Here is a 15342-nt window from a genome sequence, read left to right as displayed (position 1 = left end):
AAATATTCAAAAAAAAAATGATATTTAAACCGCTTTCAATTCTTATTGCATTCGTTTTTTTAGTAACACTTTCAAGCAGTGCGCAACAACTATTAAATCCTAAAGAATTAGTGGTTTCAGAAGGGTTTAAAAACCCCATTGGGTTTTATAATGACCAACCTACGTTTTCTTGGAAATTACCCATTTCTAAAACTGTAAAAAGTCAATCAGCATATCAAATCGTGGTAGCTTCAAACCCAAAATTACTTCCAAACAATCCAGATTTATGGAATTCAAAAAAGCAATTAAGTAATCAATCGGTATGGATAAACTATGGTGGCACCAAGTTAAATTCTCGTCAAAAGGTTTATTGGCAGGTGCGTTACTGGAATCAAGATGATGAAGTTTCAGCATACAGTGAAATCAATTCATTCGAATTAGGCTTGCTAAAAAATAGCGATTGGGAAGCGCAATGGGTTGGCTTAGATACCGCCAAAGACAGTATTAAAGGCGTGCGTAAATTTTTAATGCACAGACCACAATATTTAAGAAAGGGATTTGAATTGTCTTCGGAGGTGGTTTCTGCACGACTTTATATCACTGCAAAAGGCGTTTTTGATGTGCATTTAAATGGTGAAAACGTAAGTGACGATGTGATGCCTCCGGGTTGGACACCGTATAACAAGCGCATTGAAACCTTAACTTACGATGTAACCAAATTTATAGAATCTGGACAAAATACCTTAGCCGTAGAATTGGCAACAGGTTGGCATGCGGGTAGAATAAGCCGAGGTACCTCGGTGTATAATAATTTTGCTTCACCAAAAATTTTATGTCAGCTTGAAATTGAATTGAAGGATGGTTCTAAACAAGTCATTATTTCAGACCAATCTTGGAGAGGTACTACCAACGGACCCATACGATTAGCAAGTATTTACGATGGTGAAACGTATGATGCAAATTTAGAGATGCCCAATTGGACAACCAATAATTTTAATGATAAAAAATGGGAAAATGTTCAAGTTGAAGCACTAGATGAGGCCATTAAATTAGAACCAAAAAGACATAAAACTGTAACACATAACATAACACTAAATCCAGTCGAAATTCTAACAAAGACTGATACCTCTGTGGTTTACAATTTTAAACAAAATATGTTAGGTGTTCCTTTGGTAAATGTCCCCATGAAAAAGGGCGACACTTTAAAAATTCGTTTTTCAGAAATGTTAGCTCCAGATGGTTCTTTCTATACCGCTAATTACCGTTCAGCTTTGTCAACCGATTATTATGTAGCAGCAGAAGACAAAACAATTACTTGGTCACCAAAATTTACATTTCACGGGTTTCAATATTTAGAATTAAGTGGGTTTGATGCATCAAAGGTACCGTCTCTAGATTGGGTAAAAGGGCTTGTACAATATTCTAACATTGAAACTAATGGAAGCTTTACATCTTCACACGAAAAACTTAACCAATTGCAAAGTAATATTACCTGGGGTTTACGAAGTAATTTTTTCGATATTCCAACCGATTGTCCGCAACGCGATGAGCGTTTAGGCTGGACAGGCGATGCACAGGTAATTTCTCCAACCTCTATGTTTAATTTAAATGCGCATGCGTTTTGGACGGCTTGGTTGCAAAGTATGAGAGAAACACAATCTGAGCATAATGATGGGTTGGTGCCTTTTATTATTCCAGATGTGTTACAGAATAAAAGAGCCAGTTCTGGTTGGGGAGATGCGGCTGTTATTGTACCATGGGATATTTATACAGTAACAGGTGATAAAACCGTACTTGAAGAAAATTATGATATGATGAAAAAATGGGTTGCTTATCACGAAACACAAGCAAAAGATTACATTTCTCATATGAATTCTTTTGGTGATTGGTTGCAACCTTTTCCTTTAATCTCAGGGAAAGATGGACAAAAAGGCGATACATCAAAAGAACTAATTGGTACCGCTTATTTTGCACATTGTGCCCATTTAATTTCTAAAATTGCTGCACTCTTAAATAAACCAGACGACGCCACAACTTATAAGCAATTATATGAAAACGTTGCCACTGCTTTTGAACGCGAATTTTTTGATGCCAATGGTGCTATTAAAAATGAATTGGGCACACAAACAGGCTACCTATTAGCCATATACTTTAATTTGTTAAAAGAAGAGACTAAACAAAAAGCCCAAAAGCATTTATTAGAAGAAATAAAAATGGCCGATTACCATTTACGAACAGGTTTTTTAGGAACCCCAATTTTACCTAAGGTCTTAGATGATATGGGTGAAATAAATTTAATGTATGAAATTCTTTTTAAAGAAACTTACCCTTCTTGGTTTTACTCCATAAATCAAGGAGCCACAACCATGTGGGAGCGTTGGGATAGTTATAGCAAAACCGAAGGCTATAATCCTGGAAGCATGAATAGTTTAAACCATTATGCCTATGGAGCCGTGGGGCAATGGATGTACGAGCGTATTGCAGGTCTTGCACCGCTGGAGCCAGGGTATAAAAAAATAAGAATTGCCCCAATGCCCAATATGCCTTTAAAGTCAGCTTCAGCAAGCACCAATTCACCTTACGGTAAAGTGTCTTCATCTTGGGAAATAAACAATAAGCTTTTTAGTTTAGATGTAGTTGTACCCCCCAACACTTCTGCCGAAATAACAATTCCATCAGGTAATAAGATAGATTTAAAAGTAAATGGAAAAACCTTTAAAAACAATTCCAACTTAAAACTAATTAATAACAATCAAACTTCAATATTAATTTTGGCAACACCAGGTGCCTATAATTTTCAAACGAAACTTTAAATCAAAATGACAAAACAATCAAATTTTGCAGTTGCTTTTTATGTCTTATTAAGTCTTGTAATTATTAACCTAACAAGCTGTAAAAACCAACAACCTTTTTTACATAATGCTAATAATTTGACAATTTCAGAGGGTTTTAAAAATCCTATTGGGTTTTATAATGCCTCACCAACATTTTCTTGGAACTTACCTGTTACAAGTGATGTAAAAGAACAATCGGCATATCAAATAGTTGTGGCTTCAAATCCCGATTTGCTTCCAAACAATGCCGATTTATGGGATTCTAAAAAGCAAGTTTCAGAACAATCAACGTTTATAGCATATGCAGGTAAAAACTTGAATTCTCGTCAAAAAGTATATTGGCAAGTAAAATATTGGAATCAAGATGATGTAGAATCTAATTGGAGTGATGTTAATCATTTTGAGTTAGGATTATTAAAAAATAGCGATTGGCAAGCGAAATGGATTGGGTTAGATACCAAAAAAGAAAAAGTATTAGGAAGCCAAAACAACATTATTCACAGGCCTCAATATCTAAGAAAAGGCTTCGAGTTGTCTAGTGAGGTAGCTTTAGCAAGATTATACATCACGGCAAAGGGCGTTTTTGATGTAGCTATAAATGGTAAAGACGTGAGTGACGATGTGATGCCTCCAGGATATACACCTTATAAAAAACGTATAGAAACCATTACCTATGATGTTACTAATTTAATAGAATCTGGTCAAAATACCATTGGAATTGAAATAGCTTCAGGATGGCATTCTGGTCGTTTAGGTTGGATGAAATCGTTTTGGAGTGATACCGAATCGCCTAAAATTTTATGCCAGTTAGAGTTAATAATGAAAGATGGCTCTAAAAACATAATCATGTCAGACGAATCTTGGAAAGGCACTACCAACGGCCCTATTCGATTATCAGAAATTTACGATGGTGAAACCTACGATGCTAACATTGAAATGCCAAATTGGACAACCAATAATTTTAATGATAATAATTGGATACCTGTTAGTGCTTTCGATATAGATAATTCTATTAGTTTAGAGCCAAAACGTCATAATACCGTTAAAACAAAAATAGAATTACCTGCTAAAGAGATTATAAAAAGAGATGACGCAGTTATTTTCGATTTTCAACAGAATATGGTTGGGGTTCCTTTGTTAAAAGTACCCATGAAAAAAGGACAAACTTTAAAAATTCGATTTGCAGAAAAGCTTTCTCCAGATGGTTCTTTTTATACAGACAATTATAGAAGTGCGCAGTCAACAAATTATTATACAGCTTCAAAAGACGGTGTAATAGAGTGGAAGCCAAAATTTACCTTTCACGGATTTCAATATGTAGAGTTATGCGGATTTGATAGTACAAAAGAACCCTCAAAAGATTGGGTAACAGGATTAGTACAGTATTCAGATTTTGAAGAAAATGGAACCTTTACATCTTCTCACGAAAAGTTAAATCAACTTCAAAGTAATATCGTTTGGGGACTTCGTGGAAATTTCTTCGATATTCCTACCGATTGTCCACAGCGTGATGAACGTATGGGATGGACAGGTGATGCACAAGTATTTGGACCAACATCTATGTTCAATGCCAACGTACATAATTTTTGGGCTAGTTGGTTGCAAAGTGTTCGAGAGTCGCAATACGATAATGGCGGTATTCCTTGGGTAGTGCCAGATGTTTTGTACAATAACAAGGTTAGTGCTGGTTGGGGTGATGTATGTGTTATTATACCTTGGAAAATTTATTACAGAACTGGCGATAAGAAAATTCTTGAAGAAAATTACGAAACTATGAAAGGTTGGGTCGCATACCATGAAACGTCTTCCAAAGATCTTATTTCATCCATGGATGGTTTTGCAGATTGGTTACAACCGCTTCCTGCTAATGGAGATAATAAAGGCGATACATCACACTCTTTAATAGGAACGGCATTTTTTGCGCATTCGGCAAAACTTACAGCTAAAACAGCGGGTGTTTTAGGTAAAATTGAAGAACAAAAACAGTATGATGCTTTGTATAAAAAAATAGCAGAAGCCTTCGATAAAAAGTTTTTTGATGAACAAGGAAAAATTAAAGATGTAACTGAAACACAAACATCATATTTATTGGCATTGGCTTTCGGTTTGCTACCAGACCATAAACTTGAACAAGCTAAAACTAATTTATTAGCAAAAATAAAAGAAGCCGATAATCATTTAAGAACAGGTTTTTTAGGTACACCATTATTATCGGAAGTGTTAGATGCAAAAGGTGAAATAGATTTAATGTACACCTTACTATTTAATGAAACCTATCCATCATGGTTTTATTCCATTAACCAAGGTGCCACCACCATTTGGGAACGCTGGAATAGTTATAGCAAAGAAGAAGGTTTTAACCCGATGAATATGAATAGTTTAAATCACTATGCGTACGGTGCCATAGGCGAATGGATGTACGAGCGTATCGGAGGTATTGCACCACTAGAAGCAGGGTATAAAAAAATAAGAATAGCACCACAACCTAGAAACCCACTTAAATCGGCTGATGCAACTTATAACACGCCATACGGAAAAGTATCATCTTCATGGAAAACAGAAAACAATCAATTTAATTTAGATGTTGTGGTACCTCCAAATACAACAGCAAAAATAATTGTGCCTGCAGCGGCCAATAGTGACTTAAAATTAAATGGCGAAACGTTTAAAGACCATGAAAATGTAAAATTAATTGTTAAAACAGAAAATGGGTTTGAGCTATTAGTACAACCAGGAAATTACACATTTATATCTAAATTTTAATAATAATGGTAACGTATTTTAAAGTAGCTTTTGTCTTTTTATGGATGCTCTTTGCGAGTTGTAAAAGTCAAAATAACACCAAAAAGGATATTAAAATAGAACAGCAAACGGTGCAAACGAAATTGCATAATAACAACCCAGTTATTCGCCATATACGTACAGCAGACCCTTCGGCACATGTTTGGAAAGACGGAAAAGTATGGATGTATACATCTCACGACATGGAAGATGCTGTGAATTACGATAGTATGGATGGTTACCATGCGTTTTCTTCAACAGATATGATTAATTGGAAAGACCATGGCGAGGTATTACATTCTAAAGATATTTCTTGGGGTGCCATTGGCTGGATGTGGGCGCCAACAGCCATTTACAAGAACAATAAGTATTATTTAATTTATCCACATTCTGTAAAAGGTTCAAAAGATGATATGCGTTGCGGTGTTGCTGTGAGTGATGTACCCGAAGGACCATTTAAAGATCTTGGTTGGATAGAAGGTGTTGAAGGCCAATGGCTAGACCCTTGTGTTTTTACCGATGGTGATGGGAAAACATACTTATATTGGGGTGTTAGAGAACCAAAAGTAGCACGTTTAAAAGATAACCTTTTAGAATTAGCCGAAAAACCAAGAACCATTGAATATGGTAACACAAACTTCTTTGAAGCCAGTTATATGCATAAAAGAAATGGTAAATACTATTTCTCTTACAATGCTGGTTTAGGTGGGTTTTACGGTATGGCAGATAATCCATACGGACCATTTGAATATAAAGGAGCCATCAACCCAAAGCAAAGGCAAGACCATCATTCAGTTGTTAATTATAGAGGGCAAAATTATTTCTTCTACCATTGGCAAAATTGGAATGGCGGTTCAAAGTTTAGTAGAAATGTTGCTATTGAATATCTCTATTATAATGAAGATGGCACTATTAAGAAAATATATGCTACCAACGAAGGCGTAAAAAAAGTAGAATAATAAACTTTAAAGACGATTAATGAAGATTAAACTTGTTACAAGCCAATTAATATTGGTATTCATACTATTGACTTGTTGTAAAACACCAAAAAAACAATTAGAAGTAAGCAATGCGGTTGGATACAAAAAGCCAAATATTGTTTTTATTTTAACAGACCAATGGCGCGGTTCCGCTTTAGGTTATGCAGGTGATCCTAACGTAAGTACACCTAATTTGGATGCATTTTCCAAAGAAGCCGTTAATTTTACAAACGCGGTGTCGGTTACTCCTGTATGTACACCTCACAGAGCCGCATTGTTAACAGGACGTTTTCCAACTACTACCGGTATGTTCGTGAATGATATTTATTTACCGAGTGAAGAGTTATGTATGGCCGAAATTTTTAAGGCAGAGGGTTATAGTACCGCCTATTGGGGCAAATGGCATCTGGATGGTCATGGCAGGCAAAACAATGTAATGCCCGAAAGACGTCAAGGGTTTGATTATTGGAAAGGAGCCGAGTGCGACCATAATTATAGTAAAGAACATTATTATGCTAATAACGACCCTGAAAAAAAATATTGGGAAGGCTATTCGCCGTTTGCAATTGTAAAAGATGCCAATGAATATATCAGCAGCCATGCAAAAGACCAGAATCCTTTTTTAATGCTTATATCGTTAGCTACACCACATTATCCTCACGATAGTGCTCCCAAGAAATATAAAGATATGTATCCGCAAGAAACGTTGAAGTTAAGGCCCAATGTACCTAAAGAACTGGAAGTTAGAACTCGCGAAGAGCTTCAAGGGTATTATGGTCATTGTACGGCTACAGATGAAGCTATAGGAAATGTGCTGAATAAAATTAAGGAACTTGGCATATGGGATAATACAATCATCGTATTTTCTGCCGACCATGGCGAAATGATGGGGTCGCATGGTGTAAGACCGTTTGTAAAGCAAATGGCTTGGGACGAATCTGTTAGGGTACCTTTCTTAATTAGCTATCCCGAAATTGGAAAGCATAAAGGTACTACTGTTATGGCCCCAATTAATACGCCAGATATTCTGCCGTCCTTATTGGGATTATCAAATATCGAAATTCCTAAAACCATTGAAGGTGAAAATCTTTCTAAATTGATTAAGAATCCAGATACAAACGCAGATCGTGCGGCATTGGTTATGAATGTTGCACCTTTTACCGGTAATTATAAAGATGCTCCTTTCAGGGCTATTAGAACAAAACAGTACACCTATATAAAAACTAAAGAAGGATCTAATTTATTTTTTGATGATATTAAAGATCCCTATCAAATGAATAATTTGTTTGATAATGCCCAGTTTGAAGATGTAAGGAAAGACTTGGAAGGGAAGCTAAACAGGGCATTAAATAAAATAGGTGATGAATTTAAGTCTAGAGATTATTATTTGAATAAGTGGGGATATGATATTAATAATAGTCGTCATGCAGTAGATTATTGGAGTTGGGAAAAAGGCGAGGGCGTATTGCAATCACCAAAAAAATAATAGGTTTAATAAAATTTTTTAATTGAAAGAGTAATTCGAAAAAATGATGAAGAAATCACTAATAATTTTGGTTATTATCCTAGTTTCAGGCTATACAACTGTAAATGCCCAATTAAAATATACAATTAACGAATCTTGGCATTTCATTAAAGGCAATGCTATTCAAGAAATCAATCAGTTTAATTTACAAAGAGACAAAGCAAAATTAGTCGATATTCCTCATACTTGGAATATAGAAGATGTGGTAGATGAAGAAGAAGGCTTTTATCGTGGGGCAGGATGGTATACTAAAGAAGTAAGAATACCAACGTCATTTAGTGAAAAGGAAGTTTTTCTTTTCTTTGAAGGCGTAGCAACCGCAGCTGAAGTATACATAAACAATACATTGGCTAGAACACATATTGGTGGTTTTACCCGTTTTGTAGTACCTGTTTCAGATTTTATAAAATTTGACAAAGCAACAGAATTTACAACGTTTAATGTAACAGTTAAAGCAGATAATTCAGAAAACGAAGACTGGCCTGCATTACGTGCCGATTTTACCTTTTTTGGAGGAATATATCGTGATGTTAATTTAATAGTAACAGAAAAAGTTCACTTCGATATTGTAGATGATGCGTCTAATGGTGTTTTTATTACGACGCCAAATGTATCGGCTGAAAGCGGCGATATAAACTTAAAAGTAAACATCAAAAATGATGATACTTCAACTAAAAAAGTAAAATTAGTAACAAAAGTTTACAGCCCGAATGAGGAACTTGTTCAAGAAAAAACAACGTCATTAAAATTAGTAGCTGGAATTTCTAATGAATTTAATTTAGAATTAAACCCCGTTTTAAATCCGCAATTGTGGTCGCCAGAAACACCTAATTTATATAAGGTAGTTTGCGAACTTTACGATGCAAAAACAAATCAAAAATTAGATGAATCGGCGAATCCTCTCGGATTTCGTTGGTTTACATTTGATGTCGATAAAGGTTTCTTTTTAAATGGGAAATACTTAAAGTTAATCGGTACTAACCGCCATCAAGATTATAAAGATATCAGTAATGCGGTACCAGACCACGTTCATGTTGAAGATATTTTAAGAATGAAAGCCATGGGTAGTAATTTTTTAAGAATTGCCCACTACCCACAAGACCCCATCATTCTTGAAATGTGCGATCGCTTGGGAATAATTACTACAGTTGAAACACCCATTATTGACACAGTAACCGAAAGCGAAGCATTTGCCCAAAACTGTTTAAGTGCCCAATTGGAAATGATTCGTCAAAATTACAATCATCCAAGCTTAATAATTTGGGCTTATATGAATGAGGTGATTTTACATCCAAAATTTACAGATAACAAAGAGCGTTATGAAATTTATACAAAGTATATTAAAGATTTAGCACAAAAAATTGAAGATTTAACACGCGCTGAAGATCCGTATCGATACACCATGATTCCTAACCATAATAGCTTAGAACGTTATAGTAAAGCAGGATTAACTGATATTCCTATGATTGTGGGCTGGAATATTTACAACGGATGGTATGGTGGTTCGTACGAGTTACTTCCAGAAAAAATTGAAGAAATTCACGCAGCCATCAAAAAACCAATGATTATTACGGAATATGGTGCTGGAGTAGATCCAAGATTACATACGCTGTACCCGATGCGTTTTGATTTTACACACGAATATGCTGTAGAATATCATAAATATTATTTAGAATATTTTGCCAAAAATGATTTTATAGCGGGTGTGAATGTTTGGAATTATGCCGATTTTAATTCTGAAGGCCGTATTGATGCTGTTCAAAGTATTAATAATAAAGGCTTGGTAGGATTAGATAGAAAACCTAAAGATGTATTTTTCTATTATCAGGCATCATTATTAAAGGAGCCTTTTGTTGCTATTGCTACTAAAACCTGGGGACAGCGTACTTATATTGAAGACCAAGAAGGATTGGGGATTTCAACAATGCCAGTTCAAGTTTTTTCCAACCAACAAGAAATTGAATTACTTTTAAATGGCAAAAGCCTGGGTGTTAAGCCTGTTATAGATAAAATTGCTATTTTTGAAGTACCTTTTGTAAATGGTCTCAATAAACTGGTTGCTAAAACTACAAATGGTACCTATTTAGAGGATTTTTCCGAAATCCGTATAAATGTGCTACCAATATCATTAAAAAATTTCCCTGCTAGTGGTATCTCAATCAATGTAGGCGATAGGCGTTTCTTTTACGATGATAAAATAGACCACGCATGGATGTTCGACAGAGCATATACTCCAGGAAGTTGGGGACATATTGGTGGGAAACCCTATGTGCGACCAGATAAAAATATGCAACAACCTTATGGTGCAAAACAAACCATTAAAGGAACCTTTAACGATCCTATTTATCAAACCCAATTAGTAGGTATAGACCAATATCGGTTTGATGTTTCAGCGGGTGTATATGAAATAACATTGCATTTTGCCGAATTAGAAGGCACTAAAGCAAAACATTTACCTTACGACTTGACTGAGGAAACCAAGCAAGAATCAAAAATTACAAATCGTACTTTTTCCGTAACCGTTAATGATAAAAAAATTATAGATAAAATCGATTTATTAGGGCAATATGGTGAATACCGTGCCGTAAAAATTAAAACGGAATTATCGGTGAAATTAGGAGATCCTTTGATTGTTAATTTCAAAAAAATAGTTGGGGAACCTGTGTTAAATGCCATTGAAATTTATAAAAGATTATAGAAATAAAATAATTAGATATGAAACAAAAAATTAATTGTATAGCATTTTTATTAGCCTTTTTTGTTGCTCTGGGGAGCAAAAGTCAGGAACGACCAATAAAACCAAATATCTTGTTCATTCTTGTAGATGATCTGGGGTATAGTGATTTAAGTTGCATGGGCAGTACATATTACGAAACGCCAAATGTTGATAGGATAGCCGAGAGCGGAATGGTTTTTACTAACGGTTATGCTGGTTGTCAAGTTTGTAGTCCTTCCAGGGCCACAATTCTTACAGGTCAGTTTACAGCAAATCATGGTGTTACAGAATATATTGGGGCACCAAGCGGAGAACAGTGGCGCGAGAAAGGCAGGTACACAAAATTGTTACCTGCCGAATATAACCAGCATTTGGCCGCCGAAGATATTACAATGCCCGAAGCTTTTAAGGCTGCTGGTTACACCACCTTTTTTGCAGGAAAATGGCATTTGGGCGATGAAGGTAATTACCCTGAAGATCATGGTTTTGATATAAACAAAGGTGGTTTTAGTAAAGGTTCGCCACCTGGTGGCTTTTTTGCTCCTTTCAATAATCCTAAACTCGAAAATCATAAAAAAGGAGAAAATCTAACCATGCGTTTGGCCCAAGAAACAGCCGATTTTATTAAGACCTCAAAGAACAAACCTTTTTTTGCTTATCTCTCGTTTTATGCAGTTCACGCCCCGATTCAAACTACCAAAGAAAAATGGATGAAATATCGGGATAAAGCTGAGAAGATGGGGATTGAAAAGGATGGGTTTGCTAAAGGAGATATGTTACCTTACCGATTGCGTCAGGATAATCCGGTTTATGCGGGCTTGATAGAAACCATGGATGATGCTGTAGGCTACGTATTAAATACATTAAAAGAAACTGGTCTGGATAAAAATACGATTGTCGTTTTTACTTCAGATAATGGAGGTGTGGTTTCGGGCGATAACTATTCTACCAGTTGCCTACCGTTAAAAGGAGGGAAGGGACATCAATGGGAAGGCGGTATTCGAATTCCTTACATTATCGATATACCATGGATGAATTGCAATGGCAAGAAAAGCAGCATTCCTGTTGCTGGGAGTGATTTTTACCCAACCTTACTGGAGCTCGCAGGAATTCCATTGCCCAAAAAGGCTAATGTAGATGGAAAAAGTATCGTACCGGTATTGAAAGGTAAGAAGTTTAAAAAGCGTCCATTGTTTTGGCATTATCCTCATTATGGTAACCAGGGAGGCCGCCCAGTATCAATAATTCGTGAAGGCAATTGGAAACTTATTCATTATTGGGAGGACAATCATAATGAATTGTATAATTTGGTAAACGATCTGCACGAAGATCACAACTTGGCCCAATTACACTTTAAAAGAACTGAGAAAATGGCAGCCAAGTTATTAAATTGGTTGCGTAAGGTCGATGCTAAATACCCTCAAAAAGATCCCACCTATGATAGTATTAAAGAACAGCAAGCAATTGCAAATAAACAGGAACAAGTTCTTAAAGGTCAAGGAAAACTTCGAGTTGAAATGTTGGATAAAAATTGGCAACCCAATGACAATTGGTGGGGCAGTATAATTACAAAAGATTAAGAATTATGTTTAAAAAGAGTGTGTTTATAATTGTATGTTGTATGTTAATTGGTTCAACCCAATTATTACATGCAGACATTAAGCTTCCATCCATTGTTTCATCAAATATGGTCTTGCAAAGAAACACTCAAGTTACGCTTTGGGGTTGGGCCGATGTCAACGAGGAAATTACCATCAAAGCTTCTTGGCTAGACGAATATAAAAAGCTAAAAGCCGATGATAAAGGGAATTGGCGTATCGATATACAAACCACTAATAGTAAGGAACCCCAAAAAGTAAGCTTTAGAAGTAAAACATCTCAAATTACATTAGACAATGTTTTATTTGGCGAGGTTTGGCTATGTTCAGGTCAATCCAATATGTTTCAACCTTTAAAGGGTTACAATGCGCAGCCAACGTTTGGCTCGACAATGGCCATAGCTAAATCATCCAATCCAAATTTAAGATTGTTTGCCGTTGATAGAGTTGGCTCTAAAACGCCTTTAAAAGATTTAAGTTCACCGTCATCATGGAAGCAAGCTACTCCCGAAACAGTGGCTAGTTTTAGTGCCATAGGATATTTTTTTGCACAACAATTGCAAGAGATTTTGGGTGTCCCTGTTGGAATTATCCACACATCCTGGGGAGCGAGTACAGTTGAAGCTTGGATAAGTAAGGAAGTTATGAACTCATTTCAAGAGTTTGTTGTTACAGATGAAGATATTATTAAAAAACCGAATCGCACAGCTACAGCATTATTCAATTCTATGATAAAACCATTAATCCCATATAACATAAAAGGTGTATTGTGGTATCAAGGCGAGGGGAATAGAAACGAACCCAATAAATACAAACAACTTTTGCCTGTGATGGTGAAAGATTGGCGTAATCGCTGGGGTTTGGGTGATTTCCCATTTTATTATGTGCAGATAGCCCCATATGCCTATGGGGGTAATGATGCCTATACCAACCCGCAAAACTCAGCCTTTATGCGTGAAGCCCAATTAGAATGTTTAGAGTTAATTCCCAATTCAGGAATTGCCATTACAACCGATTTGGGAAGCTTCGAAACCATACATCCGCCAAAGAAGAAAGAAGTAGCCGATAGATTATTATTTAACGCTCTAAATCAAACTTACGGGTTTAAAGACGTAGATTTTGTGGCTCCAACATACGAATCTCATGTTGTTAAAAACGATAGCATCATTGTAAATTTTAAAAATGCAGAAATGGGACTTTTTTCTTTTAATGAATTGGAAGACTTTGAGATAGCTGGTGAAGACAAGGTTTTTTATCCTGCATCAGCTAAAATTATAAATCAGAAAAGTGTACAAGTATTTAATAAAAATGTAACTAAGCCTGTTGCCGTGAGGTATGCATGGAAAAATTGGGTGATTGGCACGCTTTATGATACCAATTTATTGCCCGCTTCGTCATTTAGAACAGATCGTTGGGAGGATGCTACTCAGGTAAAAAGTATGAGTCAGAAATAAATTTTAAATATATTTAAATGAATAGAATAGAACGTCTATTTTTTATAGCTTTCTTTGGGTTTTTTAGTTCAAATGTTTCACAAGCACAACAACAGCCAAATGTGCTCGTATTTTACGTAGACGACTTACGAGCAGAATTAGGTTGTTATGGCAGTCCAACGGCTATAAGCCCAAACATTGATAAACTGGCGAGCGAAGGCGTTCAGTTTAATAAAGCCTACACACAACAGGCTATTTGTGCGCCTTCTAGAATGAGTACGTTAACGGGTCTAAGACCAGAAACTTTGGGTATATATAGTCTATTTACACCTTTAAGAAAAGTGCATAAAGATGTAGTGACACTTCCACAATTGTTTAAAGAAAACGGATATAAAACCATTAGTATAGGTAAAGTATATCATGCGGGAAATGATGATGAACAAAGTTGGACACATTTATTCAAAAGAGATCCAACCGATTATTTGAAACCTGAAAATGTTGCATTAATTGACCGTTTGAAAAAGGAAGGAAAACTTGTTAAAGGGCCTGCGTTCGAGGATGCCGATGTGGAAGACGAAGCCTACAAAGATGGTCGTGTTGCTAAAAATGCAATCGAAACCTTACACCAAGTAAAAGATGATAAATTTTTAATGTTTGTAGGTTTAAGCAAACCGCACTTGCCTTTTAATGCCCCAAAAAAATACTGGGATTTGTATGATAAAAACAAATTTGCAATTCCTTCCAAAGAAAAACCACAAGGCGCGTACAGATTAGCATTAACCAATTGGGGAGAATTAAAAGCGTATTATGGTATACCTCAAGAAGGCGATTTAGATGATGATTTAACTCGTACCTTAATTCATGGTTATCATGCTTCTGTAAGTTATATAGATGCTCAAGTTGGAAAAGTCATGAAGACTTTAGAAGATTTAGATTTACGCAAAAATACCATCATTGTTTTTATGAGCGACCATAGCTATAAAATTGGTGAGTATGGGGCGTGGTGCAAACATTCTAATGTAGAAATTGATGTTCGTGTACCTTTAATAATTAGTAGAGAAACCAGTCATAAAGGAAGAAAGGCTGGCGTTATCTCTGATGCCTTGGTAGAAAACGTCGATATATTTTCAACCTTGGTAGATGTTTGTGGTTTGGAAGGACCACCTTCCGATGGAAAAAGTCTCGTACCCGTAATTGATAACCCAAATATGCCTTGGGATACTGTTGCTACAAGTGTATATCCTAGAGGGACTAACATCATGGGATGTACTGCTACCGATGGTCAATGGCGCTACACCGAATGGCGAGATGCTAAAACACAAGAAATTTTAGGATCCGAATTATATGAACATAAAAACAGCCTCTTGTCTTTTGTAAACGTTTCTGGGAATCCGGTATACAAAAGGGAAGAACTTCATATGAAAAAATTATTAGAATCCCAGTTTCCTAGAAATGCCAAACCTTTTTCACAAAACGACGAACCAAAAAAAAATTAA

At 35.8% G+C, this 15342-nt stretch carries 8 protein-coding genes; all 8 read left to right on the top strand.

Translation table 11 applies throughout. The annotated features are described in order from the left end of the window. The first annotated feature begins 17 nt into the window (after positions 1–17). The 8 genes from AW14_RS12915 to AW14_RS12880 are packed head-to-tail and all read left to right on the top strand — an operon-like array spanning position 18 to position 15342. Positions 18–2792 carry a family 78 glycoside hydrolase catalytic domain gene (locus AW14_RS12915; RefSeq protein WP_044639186.1) on the top strand — a complete coding sequence of 925 codons (2775 nt, stop codon included), beginning with the start codon at positions 18–20 and terminating at the stop codon, positions 2790–2792. A 6-nt stretch (positions 2793–2798) separates the two neighbouring features. After that, entirely contained in the window at positions 2799–5576 is a 2778-nt protein-coding gene (locus AW14_RS12910) for a family 78 glycoside hydrolase catalytic domain (RefSeq protein WP_044639185.1), read from the top strand. Positions 5577–5581: 5 nt separating this feature from the next. Beyond that, on the top strand, positions 5582–6553 hold the full coding sequence (locus AW14_RS12905; protein WP_044639184.1) for a family 43 glycosylhydrolase: 972 nt from the start codon (positions 5582–5584) through the stop codon (positions 6551–6553). Between the two features lie 19 nt (positions 6554–6572). Then, positions 6573–8060: a sulfatase family protein gene (locus AW14_RS12900; RefSeq protein WP_044639183.1), complete on the top strand. Its 1488-nt coding sequence runs from the start codon at positions 6573–6575 to the stop codon at positions 8058–8060. 43 nt (positions 8061–8103) lie between these two features. Continuing rightward, the gene (locus tag AW14_RS12895; RefSeq protein ID WP_084708888.1) at positions 8104–10797 is read left to right on the top strand and encodes a glycoside hydrolase family 2 TIM barrel-domain containing protein; all 2694 of its coding nucleotides are present in this window, start codon (positions 8104–8106) and stop codon (positions 10795–10797) included. 17 nt (positions 10798–10814) lie between these two features. Beyond that, complete coding sequence (locus AW14_RS12890) at positions 10815–12395, top strand: sulfatase (RefSeq protein WP_044639181.1); 1581 nt, start codon at positions 10815–10817, stop codon at positions 12393–12395. A 41-nt stretch (positions 12396–12436) separates the two neighbouring features. Further along, positions 12437–13867: a sialate O-acetylesterase gene (locus AW14_RS12885; protein ID WP_052647510.1), complete on the top strand. Its 1431-nt coding sequence runs from the start codon at positions 12437–12439 to the stop codon at positions 13865–13867. A gap of 17 nt (positions 13868–13884) precedes the next feature. After that, a complete protein-coding gene (locus AW14_RS12880; RefSeq protein WP_044639179.1) occupies positions 13885–15342 on the top strand; it encodes a sulfatase in 1458 nt (485 codons plus the stop codon).

Origin of the sequence: Siansivirga zeaxanthinifaciens CC-SAMT-1 (assembly GCF_000941055.1) — a bacterium.
Lineage (GTDB): Bacteria > Bacteroidota > Bacteroidia > Flavobacteriales > Flavobacteriaceae > Siansivirga > Siansivirga zeaxanthinifaciens.
The sequence above is the reverse complement of the archived record's forward strand: the minus strand, read 5'-3'. Positions and strand labels throughout refer to the sequence as shown.